Source organism: Micromonospora sp. NPDC005707 (genome assembly GCF_040631005.1).
Lineage (GTDB): Bacteria > Actinomycetota > Actinomycetes > Mycobacteriales > Micromonosporaceae > Micromonospora.
Genome location: NZ_JBEXYR010000013.1, coordinates 142,054 through 161,076 on the forward strand (window position 1 = coordinate 142,054; position 19,023 = coordinate 161,076).

At 72.8% G+C, this 19,023-nt stretch carries 12 protein-coding genes; 2 read left to right on the top strand and 10 right to left on the bottom strand.

The annotated features are described in order from the left end of the window. Positions 1–5: 5 nt before the first annotated feature. Positions 6–1,343 (bottom strand): nicotinate phosphoribosyltransferase, encoded by a 1,338-nt coding sequence (locus ABZ452_RS24580; protein WP_357947159.1) that lies wholly within the window; start codon positions 1,341–1,343, stop codon positions 6–8. A gap of 101 nt (positions 1,344–1,444) precedes the next feature. Further along, positions 1,445–1,966, bottom strand: a complete 522-nt coding sequence (locus ABZ452_RS24585; RefSeq protein WP_357947161.1) for a pyridoxamine 5'-phosphate oxidase family protein — start codon at positions 1,964–1,966, stop codon at positions 1,445–1,447. Between the two features lie 78 nt (positions 1,967–2,044). Between ABZ452_RS24585 and ABZ452_RS24590 the strand changes: the two genes are divergently transcribed. Beyond that, the gene (locus ABZ452_RS24590; protein ID WP_357947164.1) at positions 2,045–3,310 is read left to right on the top strand and encodes an MFS transporter; all 1,266 of its coding nucleotides are present in this window, start codon (positions 2,045–2,047) and stop codon (positions 3,308–3,310) included. Positions 3,311–3,324: 14 nt separating this feature from the next. Here ABZ452_RS24590 and ABZ452_RS24595 read toward each other — a convergent pair whose 3' ends face one another. After that, a complete protein-coding gene (locus ABZ452_RS24595; protein WP_357947167.1) occupies positions 3,325–4,389 on the bottom strand; it encodes a Gfo/Idh/MocA family oxidoreductase in 1,065 nt (354 codons plus the stop codon). A gap of 88 nt (positions 4,390–4,477) precedes the next feature. Between ABZ452_RS24595 and ABZ452_RS24600 the strand changes: the two genes are divergently transcribed. Continuing rightward, a complete protein-coding gene (locus ABZ452_RS24600) occupies positions 4,478–5,737 on the top strand; it encodes a lycopene cyclase family protein (RefSeq protein WP_357947313.1) in 1,260 nt (419 codons plus the stop codon). On the opposite strand, the gene ABZ452_RS24605 is transcribed toward ABZ452_RS24600, so the two are convergent. From ABZ452_RS24605 to ABZ452_RS24635, 7 genes are all read right to left on the bottom strand, one after another. Next, positions 5,722–6,303: a dihydrofolate reductase family protein gene (locus ABZ452_RS24605; RefSeq protein ID WP_357947170.1), complete on the bottom strand. Its 582-nt coding sequence runs from the start codon at positions 6,301–6,303 to the stop codon at positions 5,722–5,724. The genes ABZ452_RS24600 and ABZ452_RS24605 overlap by 16 nt on opposite strands. Before the next feature lie 79 nt (positions 6,304–6,382). After that, positions 6,383–7,495: a serine hydrolase domain-containing protein gene (locus ABZ452_RS24610; RefSeq protein WP_357947173.1), complete on the bottom strand. Its 1,113-nt coding sequence runs from the start codon at positions 7,493–7,495 to the stop codon at positions 6,383–6,385. A 136-nt stretch (positions 7,496–7,631) separates the two neighbouring features. Then, positions 7,632–10,469 carry a DNRLRE domain-containing protein gene (locus tag ABZ452_RS24615; RefSeq protein WP_357947176.1) on the bottom strand — a complete coding sequence of 946 codons (2,838 nt, stop codon included), beginning with the start codon at positions 10,467–10,469 and terminating at the stop codon, positions 7,632–7,634. A gap of 173 nt (positions 10,470–10,642) precedes the next feature. Continuing rightward, positions 10,643–12,910, bottom strand: a complete 2,268-nt coding sequence (locus tag ABZ452_RS24620; protein WP_357947179.1) for a hypothetical protein — start codon at positions 12,908–12,910, stop codon at positions 10,643–10,645. After that, positions 12,907–14,277, bottom strand: coding sequence for an alkaline phosphatase family protein (locus ABZ452_RS24625; RefSeq protein ID WP_357947181.1), 1,371 nt, complete (start codon positions 14,275–14,277; stop codon positions 12,907–12,909). The genes ABZ452_RS24620 and ABZ452_RS24625 overlap by 4 nt, the downstream gene beginning before the upstream one ends. Further along, positions 14,274–15,929 carry a glycosyltransferase family 39 protein gene (locus tag ABZ452_RS24630; RefSeq protein ID WP_357947182.1) on the bottom strand — a complete coding sequence of 552 codons (1,656 nt, stop codon included), beginning with the start codon at positions 15,927–15,929 and terminating at the stop codon, positions 14,274–14,276. The genes ABZ452_RS24625 and ABZ452_RS24630 overlap by 4 nt, the downstream gene beginning before the upstream one ends. Next, positions 15,926–18,436 (bottom strand): glycosyltransferase family 2 protein, encoded by a 2,511-nt coding sequence (locus tag ABZ452_RS24635; RefSeq protein WP_357947185.1) that lies wholly within the window; start codon positions 18,434–18,436, stop codon positions 15,926–15,928. The genes ABZ452_RS24630 and ABZ452_RS24635 overlap by 4 nt, the downstream gene beginning before the upstream one ends. Positions 18,437–19,023 lie beyond the last annotated feature (587 nt).

Genomic DNA, 19,023 nt, shown 5'->3' on the forward strand with positions numbered 1-19,023 from the left:
GGCCGTCAGCCCTGGCCGCGCCCGAGCCGCGCGGCCACCCGCTCGTGCAGCGCTGCCAGCGCCGGGCTGACCGTCGCGGTCGGCGGCGCCGGATCGGTCAGCCGGCGGGCCGGCTCCGGTAGCCAGGCCAGATCGGCGTCGAAGCGGGCGCGGGCGGCGCGAACCGCCTCGGCGGGGTCGGCGGGGTCAAGTCGGCGTCCACCGCGCATGACCGGCACCAGGAGCGGCTCCCGGCCCCCCGCTGGTGGCTCGTCGCGCAACCCCACCACGTCCCCCGCCGCGCCGGTCGGATCACGGAAGACCTGCTTGGCGGCGGGCAGCGTCGCTTTGCCCGGGGACAGCTTCAGCACCGGCCGGTCGCCGTAGGCGACCAGCTTGTAGGCGCTGTCCAGCGACGGCGCGTCGTACGAGACGCCCATCTTCGTGCCCACGCCGTATCCGTCGATCGGTGCGCCCTGCGCCACGAGCCCCGCGATGACGTCCTCGTCGAGGCTGCCGCTCGCGATGATTTTGGCCTGCCGCAGCCCGGCGTCGTCCAGGATCGCCCGGGCCTGCCGGGCCAGCGCCCCGAGGTCGCCGGAGTCGAGCCGTACGCCGAGCGGGCCGCTCAACCCGAGCTCGGTGACGATGTCGACGGCGGCCCGGACTCCCGCCGGCGTGTCGTAGGTGTCGACCAGGAAGATCGGGTTCGTGGGGAAGTCGGCGGCGAACGCACGGAACGCCGCCCGCTCGTCGGGAAACGCCTCGACGTACGCGTGGGCCATGGTCCCGGACGGGGCGATCCCGTACCGCATGGCGGCCTCGACGTCGCTGGTCGCGGCGAAGCCGGCGATGGCCGACGCCCGTGCCACCCCCGCGCCGGCCTCGATGCCGTGGGTACGGCGGAACGCGAAGTCGATCAGCTGCGCGCCGCCGGCGGCGAGCCGGCAGCGGGCCGCCTTGGTGGCCACCGTGGTGTGGAACGTGATCAGGTTCAGCACGCCCGTCTCCACCAGCTGCGCCTCCGCGATCGGCGCGGTGACCTCCAGCAGCGGCTCGTCGGCGAAGACCACGCGACCCTCCGGCACGGCCCACACGTCCCCGGTGAACCGCAGCCCGGCCAGCGCCGTCAGGGCCGGCTCGTCGAACCCGACGACGTCGCGCAGGTAGCCCAGCTCGGCGTCGTCGAAGGCGAAGCCCTCCAGGAACGCCAGGGCCTCGGCCAGCCCGGCGGCGACCAGGAAGCCGCGCCGGGGCGGCAGCCGGCGGACGAAGAGGCTGAACGTGGCGTGCTCCGTCATGTCCCGGCGCAGGTAGCTGGCCGCCATCCGCAGCTCGTACAGGTCGGTACGCAGTCCCGTCATGCCACCTCCTCCACCACGCCACCACTGTGATCCATCCGGTTGCGAGGCGTACGGGGAATGGCAGATCCGCCACGGGCGGTGCCCGGCCGGCGTCCAGCGGCTCAGCGGGGATCGGCGGCCCGCCAGAACTGGCGGGGCGCGTACCCCTCGCGGCGCAGCCAGTGTTCGGTGTAGACGATCCGCTCGGCCGGCACCACGACCAGCGGCCCGGCCGGCGGCTCGTCCAGCGACCGGGACCGCTCCACGTGGTCGGACTGCCACCGGTACGCCGGCCAGTGCCGGTCGAAGTCCGGCTCGCCGGGGTGCAGCACCCGGGCCCGCCCGAAGACCTGCGCGCCGCGGCTGCTGGCCTGGCCGACCAGGGGCGCGAAGACGCCGATCGAGACGCGGGGGTCGGCGGCGAGGTTGCGCATCTTCGGTGAGTCGGCGACCGCCGTGAACATCAGGGTGAAGTCCAGGTGGAAGTAGCGCACCGGGGTGGCGAGCGGGCCGTTCGGGCCGGTGGTGGCGAGCACGCACATGTTCTGCGTGGAGAGCAGCTGGAGGATGCGCTCCTCCAGGCGGTCGCGGTCGAGGCGGGCGGTGGGGGAGGGGCCGGCGAGCCAGGGGTTCGTGACGGGCATGGTTGATCTTCTCATCCGCGGTGCGACGTGGGAAAACCGCTCGGGGCGACGCCCCGGGGGCTGGTAGGTTTCCTCGCCGTGACGGGGATCGCGGGGGATCGGCTGGACGGGCGGTTCGCCCGGCTCTGGACGGCCAGCACCATGTCGGCGCTGGGCAGCGGGATGGCCACGGTGGCCGCACCGCTCTACGTGGCCTCACAGACCGACGATCCGCTGACCGTGTCGGCCGGCGCGGCGGTGGCCTGGCTGCCGTGGCTGCTGTTCGCGCTGCCCGGCGGGGTGCTGGTGGACCGGGTGGACCGGCGCCGGCTCATGGTGGTCATCGACTGGGTGCGCGTCGCCGTGCTGGCCGTGCTGGCCGCCGCGCTGGTCACCGACCGGGCCGGGGTGCCGCTGCTCTACGCGGTGCTGTTCGTGGTCAACACCGGTGAGGTGGTGTTCCGCACCGCCGCCCAGGCGGTCGTGCCGGCCGTGGTGCCCCGGTCCCGCCTGGAACGGGCGAACGGCTGGCTGGGTGGGGGCACCCAGATCATGCAGAACATGGTGGCCGGGCCGCTCGGCGGTTTCCTCTTCGTGGTGGCCGCGGCCATCCCGTTCGCCGTGAACGCCGGCACGTACGCGCTCAGTGCCGTCCTCGTCGGCCTGCTCGCGGGGTCGTACCGGAGCTCGCCGGGGGCGGGCGGGCGCCGCTCGGTGCGCGCGGAGGTGGCCGAGGGGTTCCGCTGGCTGCTGTCCCAGCGGCTGCTGCGCACCATGACGCTGCTCATCGGGCTGCTCAACGTGACCCTGACCGCCGCCCTCGCGGTGCTGGTGCTGCTCGCCACCGACCGGCTCGGCCTCGGCTCGGTCGGCTACGGCGCGCTGTTCACCTGCATGGCCGTGGGCGGGCTGCTCGGGTCGGCGGTCGGCGACCGGCTGATCACCGCGATCACCGCGACCTGGACGGTCCGGGTGGGCCTGCTGATCGAGGCGGGCCTGCACCTGGCGCTGGCCGCCTCGCGCAGCGCCGCGGTGGTCGGGCTGGCGCTGTTCGCCTTCGGGGTGCACAGCGCGTTGTGGAACATCGTCGCCAACTCGCTGCGCCAGCGGCTCACCCCGCCCGCGCTGATGGGCCGGGTGGGCAGCACCACCCTGTTCATCGCGGCGGGCGGCAACTGCGTCGGCGCGCTGCTCGGCGGGGTGGTCGCCGACCGGTTCGGGATCACCGCGCCCTACTGGGTGGGGCTCGCCGTGGCCGTCGCGGTGATCGGCATGACCTGGCGGGTGTTCGACCGGGCCACGGTGGCCGCCGCGTACGCCGACCCGGCCCCGGAGGGCCGGGACACCCCGGCCGCCGTCGCCTGAGCGGGCAGGCCGGCTCAGGGCAGCGGCGGCACCGGGAGGGTGACGCCCTGCGCCGCGGCCTGGTGCGCCAGTTCGATCAGCTCGACGACCCCGACCGAGTCCGCCGGGTCCACCGGCAGCGGCGCGCCGTCCCGCAGCGCCGCCGCCAACTGCGCGTAGAAGTCCTGGTAGCGCCCCGCCTCGGTGGGCACCGCCCGCAGGTCGCCGTCGGCGCCGAGCCGGCCGTACGCCTCGGGGTCGACCTCGCCCCAGCCCGGCATGCCGGGACGGCCGCCGTCGCGCAGCGCCGCCTCCTGCGGGTCCAGCCCGTAGGTGGTGTAGGCGGCGCGGTCGCCGAGCACCCGGAAGCGCGGGCCGAGCTGGGCGGTCAGCGCGCTCATCCACAGGTGGGAGTGGACGCCGTTGGTGTGGGTGAGCGCGACGAACGCGTCGTCGTCCACCTCGGCGCCCGGCCGGCGCCGGTCCACCTCGGCGTAGACCCGCTGCACCGGGCCGAACAGTTGCACCGCCTGGTCGACCAGGTGGGCGCCGAGGTCGAACAGGGCGCCGCCGGCCTCGCCGGGCGCGGCGCTCTCCCGCCAGCCGGGCTTGATCGCCGGTCGCCACCGCTCGAACCGGGACTCGAAGCGGGTCACCCGGCCCAGCTCGCCGGCCTCGACCAGCCGGCGCACGGTCAGGAAGTCGCCGTCCCAGCGGCGGTTCTGGAACACGGTCAGCGGCACCCCGGCGGCGGCCGCCTCCGCGACCAGCGCCCGCCCCTCGGTGGCGGTCGGCGCGAGCGGCTTGTCCACCACCACCGGCAGCCCGGCCGCCACGGCGGCCCGGGCCATCGACACGTGCTGCCGGTTCGGCGTCGCCACCACGACGAGGTCGACCGTGTCGCCCTGCCAGAGCTGGTCGGCGCCGTCGAGCACCCGGGCGTCCGGGTGTTCGGCCTGGACCTGCGCGCGGCGCTCCGGGTCCCGGGTCACCACCGCGTCCAGCCGTAGGCCGGGCGTGGCGGCGACCAGCGGGGCGTGGAACACCCGCCCGGCGATCCCGTACCCCAGCAATCCCACCCGCAGCGGCGCCTGCGCCATGCCGTCCCCCGTCCTCGATGATCCCCTGCGAATCTACGCGCCGCGCGCGGCCGGGGACGGCGGGTCCCGGGCGGCGGCCCACCGGGGCGTGTGGCAGCGTGGGCGGGTGCACCCAACCCCGGTCGAGGTCGACGTCGCGCTGGTGGGCGGCGGTGGCGCCGCCTCCCTGGTGCTGGCCGCGCTGGACCGGCACGACCTGACCGGCCTGCGGGTCGCCGTGGTCGATCCGGTGCGCAAGCGCGGCCAGGACCGCACCTGGGCGTTCTGGGGCGCTCCGGGCGGCGACCTCGACCCGCTGCTGAGCGCGAGCTGGTCCCGGGTCGACGTGGTCACGCCGGCGGGCCGCCGCGTCCTGCCGCTCACCCCGCTGAGGTACGCCATGCTGCGCTCCGCCCCGGTCTACGACCGGGCTGCCGCGGCCGAGCGGCGGCTGGGCGCCGTGCGGATCGGCGCGCCGGCCGGGGTGCTGGCCGACGACGGTCACCGGGTGACGGTCCACGATCCGGAGGGGCGGCCGCTGGTCCGGGCCGGCTGGGTGCTCGACTCCCGGCCCCGCCCGCCGGCCCGGCCCGGGCGGACGAGCTGGTTGCAGCACTTCCGCGGCTGGTGGCTGGCGGCCGACCGGCCCACCTTCGACCCGGACCGGGCCGTGCTCATGGACTTCCGCACGCCGCAGCCGGCCCGGGGCGTCTCCTTCGGCTACGTGCTGCCGGTCGACGACCGGTACGCCCTGGTCGAGTACACCGAGTTCGGCCCCGCCGTGCTCACCGACGCCGGCTACGACGCGGCGCTGCGCGGGTACGCCGGCCTGCTCGGCCTGGACCTGTCCGGGCTGCGGGTGCGGGAGGTGGAGAACGGCGTGATCCCGATGACCGACGGCCCGTTCGTGCCCCGCCCCTCGCCGCGGGTGGTCCGGCTCGGCACGGCGGGTGGGGCCACCCGCCCGTCCACCGGGTTCACGTTCTCGGCGATGCTCCGGCAGGCCGAGCAGGTGGCCGGGGCCCTGGCGGCGGGCCGGCCGCCGGTGCCGGTGCCCGCCTATCCGGGGCGGCACCGGTGGATGGACGCGGTGGCGCTGCGCGCCCTGGACCGGGGGCACGTCGGCGGGGTGGCGTTCTTCGAGCGGCTCTTCGACCGCAACCCACCGGAGCGGGTGCTGCGTTTCCTCGACGGGGCCACCTCACCGGCGGAGGACCTGGCGGTGATGCGGTCCAGCCCGCTGCTGCCGATGACCGGCGCGGTGCTCGGCGACGCGGCCGGCCGGCTGCGCGCCCGGCTGCGCCGCGGGCCGGCCCCCGCCCCCGTGCCGGAGGCCGGCTCCCGCGCCGCCGGTCAGGCCGGTTCGTAGCGGGCGATCACCACCCCCGTGGTGGTGGTGACGCTGTCGGTCAGCCGCAGCGCGCCCGGCTCGTCGCCGGGGTCGAACAGCCGCCGCCCACCGCCCAGCACCACCGGGTGGACCAGCAGCACGTACGCGTCGACCAGCCCGTGCCGGCGCAGCGACCGGACCAGCGCGCCGCTGCCGAGCACCGCGATGTCCGGCCCGGGCTGCGCCTTCAGCTCCCGTACCGCCTCGATCACGTCGCCCTTCAGCAGGTGCGAGTTCACCCAGGGCAGCGGCTCGTCGAGGGTGGTGGCGGCGACGTACTTGGGCAGCGCGTCGAGCACGGGGGTGAACGGGTTGCCGGTCTGCCGGGGCCAGTAGCCGGCGAAGTCGACCCAGGTGCGGCGGCCCAGCAGCAGCGCACCGGTCGAGGCCATGCCCTCGCCCATCTTCCGCCCCAGGACCGGGTCGTTGTGGGGAACCGCCCAGCCGCCCCGGGTGAAGCCGTCCCGGGTGTCCTCGTCGGGACGTCCGGGGGCCTGCATCACCCCGTCCAGGCTGACGTTCTCGGTGACGATGATCTTCCGCATGCCGCTCCCTCGGGCGGGGCCGGCCCGGTGCCGGCCCGTCACCCCTCACACGAACGGCGACCGCCGATGTCGACAGCGGTCAGCGGCCGAGTTCCGCGGCGACCCGGTCGCGGACCAGGACCCGCAGCCGCTCCATCGGGTCGCCGTCGCCGGCGCCGAGCCGGTTGCGCACCGCCGCCACGGTCAAGCCCAGCTCCGGGTACGCGAACGCCAGGCTCCCGCCGCTGCCGGCCGTGCCGAACGACCCGTCGGCGTCGACCGCGTAGCCGAGGCCGAACGTCGCCTCCTGCCCGAACACCCACTCCTCGGCGCGGACCGCCACGGCGGAGACCTCCCGGAGCCGGTCCGGCGAGATGAGCCGCACCCCGTCGACCTGGCCGAGCAGCGCCGCGTACATCCGGGCGACCGCGCGGGCGGACATGGTCCCGACCGCCGGCACGTCGGCGCGCAGCACGTCGGGGTGGCTGCCGGTCGTGGCGTCCGGGCGGACGTGCGGCGGGGCCACCGCGTCGAAGTTGGGCAGGTTCGCGCCCGCCCAGGTCATGAGGGCGGCCAGGCCGGCGTCCTCCAGCCGGGCCAGCCGGGGCAGGTCGGTCTCCGGCACGCCGAGGAACAGCTCGCCGGTCACGCCGAGCGGCCCGGCAACGTCCTCGGCCAGCACCTGCGACACCGGCTTGCCGGTGACCCGCCGGACCACCTCGCCGACGAGCCAGCCCCACGTCCAGGCGTGGTACGCCAGCCGCTCGCCGGGCGCCCACCGGGGCTCGGTGTCGGCGAGCAGCCCGCACATCCGGTCCCAGTCGGTGAAGTCCGCCGGGGTGATGTCGGCGGGCAGGGCCGGCAGGCCGGCGGTGTGGGTGAGGGCGTGCCGCAGCGTGATGTCGTCCTTGCCGTGGCGGGCGAACTCCGGCCACACCTCGGCGATGCGCAGGTCGTAGTCGAGGCGGCCCCGCTCGGCGAGCACGTGCACGACGGTGGCGGTGAGCCCCTTGCCGGTGGAGACGGCGTGCACCGGGGTGTCGGCGGTCAGTGGCCGGCCCGTGGTGCTGTCGGCGAGCCCGGCCTGCTCCTCGACGATCGGCGCGCCGGCCACGTACGCGGCCACCTGCACCCCGGTCTCCCGCCCGGAGGTGACCAGCTCGTCGACTGCCTCGCGCACCTCGGCCCGCAGGCCGTCCCAGCGTCCGTCCATGATCAGCGACCCTGCCAGACCGTCGCGCGGGTGTCGTGCGGTTTTCCGCCGCTGGTCAGCAGCGGGTGGCCGCGCCTTAGCCCGCCCCGCGCGTTCGGCGACCGCCGGGGCGGGTCCATCCGGGTGGGCGCCTACCTCATGACGTCACGTCCAACAGCAACACCGGTGGAGTGTCGGACTCCCGGCTGCCGTAGCTGCTCGACGAGGCGCCGCTCGAGGTCAGGCCGACGGTGAACGTGCCGTTGCCGCTCACCACCGGGGTGATGTCGAGGGTGACCCAGGAGCCGCTGGTCGTCCGGCCGCTGGCCGCGACCGCGGTGCTGCCGATCGGGGGTGCGTTGTTCCAGGTGGTCTGGGTCTCCGACCAGGTGGAGTCGGCGACCGGGCGGACCACGAAGCCGCTGGACGAGCCGGCGGCGATCCAAATCTTCAGCCGTGCGCGGCGCACCACCCCGGTCTGCCCGGACACCGCGAACTTCAGGTAGCCGTTGGTGACCGGATCGCCGTCGACCCGTACGAGTGTGGCGGTCCCGTACTTGCTGGTGGGACTGGACGCCTTGACGTAGGTGTCCGCCACCGCCGCGATCGGCGTGACCGCCGGCGTGGTGACCACGGCCGGCGTGCCTGGGCCCGACGAGTTTCCGGCGGCGTCGAAGGCGGAGACCGCGTACGAGTAGGACGTCTCGGAGAGGGCGGTGGTGTCGGTGAAGGTCTGGCCCGTCGTGGTCGCGATGGCTGTGCCGTCGCGGTAGACCTGGTAACCGGCCACGCCGGAGTCGTCGGTCGCGGGCTCCCAGGACAGCTCGGCCCGGTTCGGGCCGGCGGCCGAGGCCTGCAGGTTGGTGGGGAGCGTGGGTGGGTTGCCGTCCGGGGTGGTGACCGACACCGGCCCGCTCGGCCCGGACACGTTCCCCGCGGCGTCGACCGCCGCGACCACGTACGTGTACGAGGTGCGGGCGGTCCCGACCGTCTCGTCGACGAACGTCTCGCCGGACGAGGTCTCCGCCAGCAGGCTGCCGTCGCGGAAGATCCGGTACCGTGCGGCGCCGACGTTGTCGGTGGCCGCGTCCCAGGCGAGACCGACCGCGCCGGGCGCCACGCCGGTGACCCGCAGGTTCGACGGCGACGACGGTGCCAGCGTGTCGCGTACGGCGGTCACCGGGTTCGACGCGGCGCTGGTGTTCCCGGCGGCGTCCCGCGCGCGGACGCTCCAGGTGTGCGCTTCGTTCGCCGGCACGTCGTTGTCGGCGTACGTGGTGGCCGGCACGGTCGCCACCGGCGCGCCGTCCCGGAGCACCTCGTATCCGCTGACGCCGACGTTGTCGGCCGCAGCCGACCAGGTGAGGCTCACCGTCTCCGGCGAGGTTACGGCAGCGAGCCCGGCCGGAGCGGTAGGCGGCGTGGTGTCCGGGCCGGGGGTCGTCACGGCCACCGGTACGCGGTCGGAGCGGTTCCCGGCCGCGTCGACCGCGTCGACCGCGTACTCGTACCGGGTCGCCCCGGCGACGGCGGTGTCCGTCCAGGCGGTCGCGGTGGCGGGCAGATCGGCCACGGCGGCGCCGTCGCGGTAGACGCGGTAGGCGGTCACGCCGTAGTTGTCGGTCGCCCCGGTCCAGCTGAGATTCACCGACGGGATCGGGGTCGGGTTCGCGGTCAGCCCGGTGGGCGCGGTCGGTGTGATGCCGTCCGCGCCCTTGCAGGAGACGGTCGACGAGTCGACCAGGGTCGTTGCCCCGGCACCGGCCGCGTGGTAGCGCAGGTCAGCGCGGTTGCCGAAGAGTTCCATCCGCATCGCGCCGTAGCTCTTGTTCGTCTTGACCACCCGGGCGTCCGAGCTCAGGAAGCCTTGACTCGAGTGCCCGCCGCCGCCCACCACCAGTTCGACGATGCCGTCGGCGGCGGGCACGCCACCCGCGCCCATCGGAGTCCAGCGCTGGTAGTTGTGGTCGTGTGCGCTGAGCAGCAGCGTGACGCGATGCGCGGCCATGAGGTCCCACATGGCCTGCATCCGCGGCGCAGGGTCCTCCGAGCCGATGCTGAATAGCGGGTGGTGCCAGAACACCATGGTGCACGGGCTGCGGTTTGCGGCGAGGTCCGCCGCCAACCACTCGTACTGCGGCGTGCCCGGGGCGACCCGGTTGTAGTTGCTGGTCGAGTCGATGGCGACGAAGTGCCATCCGTTGGCGTCGTAGCTGTAGTAGTGCGGAATGTTGTCCCAGAAGTGGAAGTAGCCGTCCGCCCTGTTGCCGGTGTACTCGTGGTTGCCGACGACCGGGGTGGTGACGCCGCGCAGCCGCCCGAAGAAGGCGTCGGCGCCGCCGTACCAGTTCTTGAACTCGGTGAGCGTGCCATCCTCGTAGACGTCGCCCAGGTACAGGAACAGGTCCGGGTTCCAAGCGACGAGCGAGTTGGTGACGTTCACCGCGTTGGTCTCGCCGCCGGCGCCGTCGCCGACAGCGGTCACGACGAAGGGTTCCTGGGGACCGCGCGCGCGAATCGGTGGGACCGACCACTGCCGGGTGTTCTCCGGGGCGGTGACGTTGCCGTTGGCGAAGGTGACCGTGATGAGGCTTTCCGGGCCGGCATATCCGTCGCGCATCTTCGCGGAGACGCCGAGCACGTGTTCGCCGTCGGCGAAGTCGGCGGAGGAGAGGGCGAACTGGTGCGGCGACTGGAAGTCCGTGAGCAGGTACTGCCCGTCGAGAGACCATTCGGTCTTGGCTACGCCGGGGCTGGTGCCGACCGTCACGTTGACGGTCGCGGTGACGACGGCATCGCCCTCGATGGTGCTGCCGTTGGGTGGATGGGTGACGCAGACCAGCACGGTGTAGGCGCCGCTCGGCGGGCTCGACGTACGGCAGGTGGGGGAGGCGCTTTCGGCGCGGCCGCCGAGGGTCAGGGCCAGCCCGGCGGCGACGAGTACGGCGACGACAGTCACTGCGGCCCGCGGCCGGGTCGCGCGGCGAAGCTTCATCGCACGTCGGTCCTCTCCGGGTGGTGCGAGATCCTGTTGCCGGTGAGGACGCTGCGGTTGGGCTTCGCTCGGTGGTGTGATCGTGACAAGGCAATCCCTCCTGGTGAAGACGTTGCGGGTGTGGAATGTGCCGCCCGCGCGACAGTGCGCGCCTCCCCAGGAGCGAATCGTTGTCACTGATCGGCGGTACCGGCCTCCGTTCCGGAGGTCCGGCCCGGCGGGGACGGTGATGAGCGGCGGCGCTGGAGGAGCACCCCGAGCGGTAACAGCACCGCCGCCGCCCCGGCGACCAGGAGCGCCGCCCAGGCGCTCAGCCCCCAGTGGTCGCCGTCGCCCGGCTCGCTGCTGTCCGCCGGTACCGCGATGTCGACGCGGACGCCGAGCAGGTCGGCGAGCACGTTGATGTCGGCGGCGCTGAAGCGTTCGCTCGGCTCGATGTGGGTGTTCTCGCTGAACTCGTTCCAGCTGATCACCCCGATCGCGTCCGGTTCGGAGAGGCGCGCCGCGGCGAACGAGGCCCGCAGTGTGTCACCCGAGCGGCGCGGCACCTCCCGCTTGCCGCCGACCAGGCGCGCGTCGAAGCCGGGCGTCACCGGGGCGATCCACAGCCCGCCCCGCTGGTGCACCGCCCGGGACATCTCCGCCAGCTTCTTCCCGCTGGTGCCGGCCGTCGGGTCCACCGAGGACCAGTAGTAGGCCTGGCCGTCCAGCGCGCCCTGACTCGACTCGATGTCCTCAAGGCTCTTCGCGTTCCCGAGGACCAGGAGCTTCCCCCGTACGCCGCCGACCGTGGCCCCGATCTGCGCCGCCGTGAAGCGGTCGCTGCCGGTCCAGATGACCACCGGCCGGCCGAAGATGTCGAAGACCGGGTCGGTGGCGTACCGGGTCGCGAAGTACGTGAGGTCCGTGCGGACGGTGTCGAAGGCCAGCGGGGTACGGGCGAAGTCGAGCCCCTGGTACACGATGCCCAGGCGGAAATGCTCCTCCCGGGCCACCTCGACGAGCTTGGCCAGCCGCTCGTCGAGCTGCGGGCTGTGCTTCCACGACACCAGGAACCCGTTGATGCCAGCGGACTTGGCCATCCGCACGTGCCGCCGCATGATCTCGATGTCATCGCTGGAGTAGCGACCGAGCAGCGGGTAGTCGATCTTCGCGCGGTTCCAGGACGTCGGGTTGAACCAGATGTAGTAGTAGGCGAGGACCGGGACGGGAGCCGCCGCCGGCTGCGGGGTGATGTCGCCTCGATGGCCGACGTCGGCCCGGGCGGGCGCGGGTGGCAGCAGCGGGACGGCCAACGCGGCGAGCAGCGCCAGGGTGACCCCGGCCCGCAGTGGCGCGGACCGGTCGTCCTCGGCCGGGAGCCTCGGGGGTGCGCCGGCCCGCGGCCTCCGCCACCGCCGGCGGTGCCTCGACCGGGGGCGTCGTTCCCCGTCGGCCGTCACGGCCGGGCCGGCGCGGCGCAGCCGGGCCAGCAGGTGCGGCCGTCCGAGCAGGATCAGGCCCACCGCGACGACGAGGACCGCGAGGGTGACCAGGGTCATGTCGGCCAGGCTGATCACGGTGAGGGTCACCTCCTGGTCCTTGCTGATGCTGACCGGACGCCCGAACGACACGCCGCCGCCGAACACGGTGATCGTGTACGTGCCGCGCGGCAGGTCGGGCACCACGGCCGTGCCGTCCCGGCTGAACGGCAGCCGCTCGACGCCGCCGTCGGCGCGGGTCAGTTCGATGCCGTCGCCGACCTGACGGGTGAAGAACATGTCGGTGGCCGTGAACGCGACGCGGAAGAAGAGCAGTTGCACCACCCACGCCGGCTGCTCCCACGGCACGAACTTCTGTCCCGCCCGGTTGACCACCGAGGTGCCGTCGACCATTGCGCTGTCGACCACGTAGTAGAGCTGCTTGGACACCAGCCCCTGCGGGCCCTGCTGGGTCCGGCTCTCGGAGACCCAGCGTGGCTGGGCCACCCCGGCGCCGGTCAGATCGTGGATCTCACCGGTGTTGCTGCGCAACCGCATGGCGGAGACGCGGTCCGCCGGCACGACGTTGCCGAACCGGTCGAGGAAGCTCCACGACACCAGACGCGCGGTGCGCAGACCGAGCTCCACGGCCCTGCCGCGCGCCCCGGCATCGGGGTTTCCTCGGAACCGGTCGAAGATGACCTTGCGATCGGGGCTGATCCGGGTCTCCGGGACGACGAGGCGTTTCTCCAGGCCGACGAAGTCGCGGACGCGGATCCGGAGCCGGCCTCTGGCGTCGGATCTGGCCACCTGCCCGTCCACCTTGACCACCACGCCGGGCAGCGGGGGCACCGTCTGCAGGTGCAGCGTTCCCGGCCGCGCCGACGGAGGCCGGGCGCTCGCGGCGGCGGGCAGCACGACCACCGTAAACGCGGCCGCGACCAGCGACAGCAGGGCGGCCCGCACGACCCGCCGGGTCACGACCATCGCCGCCGCCGAAGCGCCGCGACGCCGACCAGCGTCGCCACCAGGCTGCCCGTGACGGCGTACGAGGCGAAGACCGGAACCGGGTTCGGTCTGGTCACGACCGGGGGCGTGCGTTCGGTGCCGAGGAAGGCGGCCGGCCGTGGTGGTCGGTCGAAGTCGAAGGCGTCGAGGAATGTCTTCGACTTGCGGTCGCGTTCGGCCAGCGGCTTCAGCCGCCAGTTGACCTCGATGAACTTCAGGGCCGAGGTGAAGTCGAGGGTGGTCGAGTCCACGTACCCGCGCCTGGCGTACGGACTGACCAGCAGGGCGGGCACGCGGAAGCCGTATCCGTAGGCGTCGACCTGCGGCGGCGGCACGTGGTCGTACCAGCCGCCCCAGTCGTCGTACGACCACAGGAAGGCCGACGAATCCCAGTCCGGCGAGCGCATCAGCTGGGTCACCAACGTTCGGACGAGGTTCTGGCCGGCCCGGATGCTGCCGGGTGGGTGTTCGCTGTCCCCGGCCGGAGCGATGAAGGAGACGGCGGGCAACTGGCCCTTGGCGGCGTCGTCGTAGTACTGGTCCAGGTCGACGATCTTTCTGAACAGTCGGGGGTCGTCGACATAGCGCGCGTAGCCGAGCAGCGGCACCCAGATGACCTGCGCGCCCCGGTCGACGTCCTCGGCGCTGGTGCGCGAGCGGAAGGTGATCGTCGGGTCGTAGTTCTCCACATAGAACTTCCAGCTGATCCCCGCGGCCTCCAGCCGGTCGAAGATGGTCGGGATGTCGCCCCAGCCGTCCGCGGGGATCGACTCCGACGGCCCGGTGGCGCCCGGGCCCCCGGTCACGCGGAACATGTGGTTGCGGATGCTGCCCGAGTTGGACGAGCTGAAGAAGCGGTCAAAGAGCACGTACTCGTCGGCGATGTTCCAGTAGTACGGCAGGTCCCGGTCGTCGTAGTAGGCCATCGCGAGCTTGCCGTCCTTGCCCTGCGTGCTCACCCCCTCGACGAAGCCGTCCATGCGGCCGTTGTTGTACTGCACCCGGAAGGCCTCGGCCGTGTGGTCGAGGTCGAGGCTGCCCAACTCGCCCAGGTGGAAGGGCTTGACGCAGGGCTCGGCTCGGCCCCGGCTGACTGGCATGCAGGTGCCCGGGGGGATCCCGTCGACGCCGGGCCGCGTGCCGAAGTAGTTGTCGAAGGTGTGGTTCTCCTGCATGAGGAAGACGAAGTGGTCGATCGGCGTGGTGGGGCTCGGTGCGGCCGCCCCGGCGGCGTGCGCGGCCGCGGGCGGGTTCGCGAGCACCAGCAGGCCGGTGATCAGCAGCGCGCGACGGAGCAGGCGCCCGACGTGCCGGTGACGCGCGGGGTGGGGATCGGTCATGGACGCACCTCGTAGATGATGATCACGGGAACCGGGACGCGAGCCCCCGTGGAGTCGGTCCCGTTGACGAACTCGGTGTGCACAACGCGGCCGTGGTAACGGCGGATCAGGACCATCAACCGCTCGGAGAAGAACGCCGAGCGTCCGGCGGAGAACGAGTCCCAGACGACGTAGTGCAGGTCGTTGTGGCGAAGCCACCAGTCGGGGTTGGGCAGCGGCTCGTACGACGGGTTGCGCCGCAGCGGGTTCGGGCTCACCGAGAGGCCGTAGCTGCGACGGTGGCCGTAATACTGGATGATGTTGGCCATTGAGGGGCCCAGGGTCAGCACCACGGACCCCTGCGGCGTGTTCCTGGCCAACCACCGCCCGGCCTCCCGACCGCCGGGCACCCCGCCGGACCCGGCGAGGAAAGTGGCGTTGTCCGCCCGGTTGACCGCGTGCCAGCTGGGCACGAGCAGGCTCAGGACCACCACCGCGAGCACCGCGGTTCGCACGGTCCGGACCGCGCGGGACGGCCCGACGCCCACCCGGTCGACCGGGCGGAGCAGGCGGCGGATCCGTGCGGGCACCGGCATCCCGGTCAACGCCCGCGCGGCGAGCACCGCAACGGGTGCCACGGCGGGCAGCAGATACTGGAAACCCTTGACCGGCCACAGTTGGAAGAACAGCACCGGCGCGGCGATCCACGACAGCAGCAGTGTCTCCCGCCAGGACCGGCGCCGCCGCAGCCACCACAGGCCGCCGGCGGCCGCGGCCACCACGAGCAGCCCCATCGCGGGCGGCACCATCTCCAGGTAGAACCCCATGGAGTGGTTGGGCCGCCGGAACAACTGCCACACCAGGTAGCTCTTGCCGGTCTGGGTGCGCCCGGCCATCGCCTGCGAAACCGGATGGGTCGCGAAGACCGCCGCCATCGCGGCGACGGCCAGCAGCGACAGCCGCACCGGACGACGCACCGTCGGGGTCAGCGCCAGGAACGCGTAGACCCCACCGGCCAGGACGACGCTCGTCTCCTTCGTCAGCATCGTCAGGCCGAGCATGCCACCGGCCGCGACGTACCAGAGCGCCTGCTGGCTCTGCACGAAGCGCACCAGGCAGTACAGCGTGAGCGTTGCGAACAGCACCATCGGACCGTCGAGGAGGACCTGCCGGGTGACGATCACGTGGTACGGCATGACGGCCACGAGCAGTGCCGCGACCAGCCCGACCCGCCGGCCGTAGAGCCGGGCGCCGAGCAGGTGGACGGCGAGTACCGTCGCCATGCCCAGCACCGCCACGACCACCCGCCCGGCCACGTCCGCCTCGCCGAACCGGAAGAACGGCGACAGGAGGGTCTGGAAGAGCATGGGGTGGGCGCGGAACACCGGGAAGAACGGCGTGTAGTTCGGGTTGCCGGCGAGCGAGGCGGCCTGTCCGGCGTAGACCGCCTCGTCGCTGTTGAAGCCGAGGGCGTCCAGCTGCCACACCCGCAGGTACAGCGCCAGAGCCGCGATGGCGACGAGGGCGGACGGCGTGGCCCAGCGGCGCCGCCCGCGGCCCTGCCCGGTGTCCGCGGGGCGCGACACCGACGAAGGCGCGACGGGAGGGAGCACGACCGTTGCGGCGCAACGGTCGTGCTCCATCTCCTCGACGGAGGATCGGGTGACGCTCACGCACGAGCTCCGCTCGGGGCCAGCGCCCCAGGCCAACTCGGCCAGGTCGGCAGGAGCACCTGCTGCTCGGCCGGCAGGTCGCGACGTTCCGTCCGCAGCAGGTCCGGGATCTCGTCCGCCCAGCCGAACCGGTCCGAGGCCAGTACCCGGCTGCGCACGTGGGACAGGAACGCGGCGAGGATCTCCCGCTCCCGCTGGCGCAGCTGCGCGTATCCCTGCCCGTCGATGGTGATCGCCGGCGCCAGGTAGCGGAACGGCGGGAAACCGTACGCGTCGTCGGTGTTCTGGATCATCCGCTCCAACGTCTCGTCGGCGCCGAGCTCACTGAGCCGCGGCGTGCCGCGTTCGATGATGAACAGCTCCTCCACCCGGGTGCTGGTGCCGATGCGGCAGGGGACCAGCCGGTCGACGCTGTACTTCGGTGGCGGGATGAGCCGTTGGGTGATGGCGTTGATGCCCATGATCGGCACGTTGAACCGGCTCAGGGTTAGGGCCAGCGACCGGCCGCCCTTCGAGTGCAGCCGGCTCTGGAACTGCAGCCGGCGCCACTCGGCGGGGGTCAGGTCCTGGGCCTGCACAGCCCGCAGGGTGTGGGCGCTGATGGTCAACGGCTTGGGGAAGCACGTCGCGACGCCGTCCGGACCGATCAGGGTCATGTCGTCGGAGAGGAAGTGCCCGCCGTGGTCGCGCAGCAGGCGCAGCACGGTGGCGGTCTTGCCCGTGTCGGTGAGGGCGGAGAGCATCACCCCGACGCCGTTGAGGTTGACGCACGCGGAGTGCAGGAGCATGTACCCCCGGGAGACCAACACGAACCGCAGCAGCGCCTCGATGATGTTGGTGTAGACCACGTGCGGCGACCGGGCGAGCAGCGGTCCGACCTGGATGTCGATCGGCGAACCGAGCTGGATCCGGAAGTTCGCGCCCAACCGGCCCAGATGCTCTTCGTACCGCAGGACCGACTCGTTCGCGTACTCGGTCATGGCGGCTCGGCGCTGCGGCCCCCGGCCTCCCACGTCACTGACCCGCACCGCGATGTCGACGTCCGAGTCCGCCACCCACTGCGCGCGGAAGAACTCCAGCTCCGGCAGCATGATCTGGGAGCCGATGGTGACCACCCCGGCCACGTCGTACCGGTACGCCAGGTACTGGTACCGCTTGCGGGAGGGGGTCGCGGCGGCCTCGGGAGCCCGGAGGTTGACCAGCATGCGGACCGGATCGCGCCGGCCGGTGCTGCCCGGGGAGTAGATGACCCGATCGTTGATCAGGAACCGGACGAGGAAGAGCGCGGCCAGCGTGAGTGCGTTCGCCGTCAGGATCCCGACGCCGGCCCAGACCAGGGCCTGCAGCACCGGCAGGCGTACCAGCAGCAGCACGTTGTTCAGCAGGAAGAAACGGCTGGCCCGGCCGGCCCGCGAGCCCTGCCGGGTACGCCGGTAGATGAGCAGGTCAACGAGGACGAAGTTCCACGCCGTTGACAGCTGGGTCGCCAGCGCGGCGCCCAGCAGGTGGTGCAGGTTGGCCGGCTCGTAGAAGAACCAGAGCGCGGCCGTGTTCACCACCATGCCGCTCAACCCGACCAGCCCGAAGGCGACCATCCTGATCAGCTCCGTCAGGCGGTCACGGGCGCCGGAGGGGCGCTCCCTCATCTGGCCAACCAGCCGCTGGCTGCGCAGCCGCCCCAGGTGCCGCAGGAAGGTCAGCCCCTCCCGCACCGACGCCTTGGACCGGCCGGCGTGCCGGTGCGCCATCTCGTAGGCGACCTCGGCGACGCGGGCACCAGGGTGGCGGACGACCAGTTCCAGCAGCACCTTGAAGCCGATGGGGTTCATCCGGTCCAGGTCGACGGCCGCCCGGCGGAAGGCGAACAGGCCGCTCATCGGATCGCTGATGGTGGTCAGGCGACGCGGGAAGAGGCTCTTTGCCAGGCGGGTGGCCCACGACGAGGTCGCCTCACGAGCCGCGCCGCCCAACCCTTCGGTGGAGCCCTCGCCGGCGTAGCGGGTGCCGATAACCACGTCGACGTCGTGCCGCATCGCGATGTCCGCCAGCCTGCCGGCCGACTCCGGCGGGTGCTGCAGGTCCGCGTCCATCACCATGACCCACTCGCCGCGGGCGTGCCGCGCGCCGAGCAGCACCGCGCCGCTCAGTCCGCCGGCCCGTGCACCCGGCGGTCGATGCAGCAGGCGTACGGTGACGGGGGCGTCGGCAGCGTGTCGGGCCATGACGTTCACCGTGTCGTCGTCACTGTCGTCGACGAAGATGATCTCCGCGCCCAGCGCCGCGACCGCCCCGCCCAGGCGGGACAGCAGCGTAGGAATGTTCTCCGCCTCGTTGCGGGTTGGTACGACGACACTCAGGCGTACCTGCTGGTCGGACGCCGGCCGGTGCAGGTCGTGCGGCGCCGGCTCGGAGGCGCGGGAGTTTCGGCGCCGCCGGATCTCGCCGTCGGATTCTCCGGCCTCCTCGTCGTCCTTTGCGAGCGGGGACGCGTGCGCAACTTCGGTCATTCCACCCTCCATCAGATGCGCTTCCAGGCAGCGCCGAGCCGTCGCAATTGCCGCTCGGACACAGCGCAGAAGCCGGTCGAAAATATGCGCGGAACCGGCTCTGTTCCGGTCCCGATGCGATAGGCGTTCAAGGGGATGGCCGCGGTGTCGTCAGAGATTACGAAGAGCGAACACGAGGTGTCTAACAGCAGAACAGTCGTGAAAGTGACAGTTGCTCGCCCGGGCGCAGTTTCCCCGAATCACGGCTCCCACCTGCACCGAATATGGTTAGGCAATCCTCTCGTCGCGCTGAGTGATCGCTCAACGGAGACGGTGGTGCGCGGCGTGACCGGCGCACGGCGGGCCGGGAACCGTCTGCCGTAGCGGCGATCGGCGGCGTCGCAAATAAACGGCCGATGCGGCGGGAGCGCGATTGGGCTTCACCTACAGCTACCAACCTGAATTGTTTAGGATGACGCCGCGGTGACCATTCGGCTGATTGTTTGCCTCGTAAAGTATCGGCCGGTGTCCACCTGGCCACCGGGGAATTCTCCGAACGGAGTCGCGGGTTTACCGGTTCGCCGTCGGCCGTGATGGCCGAGCAGACC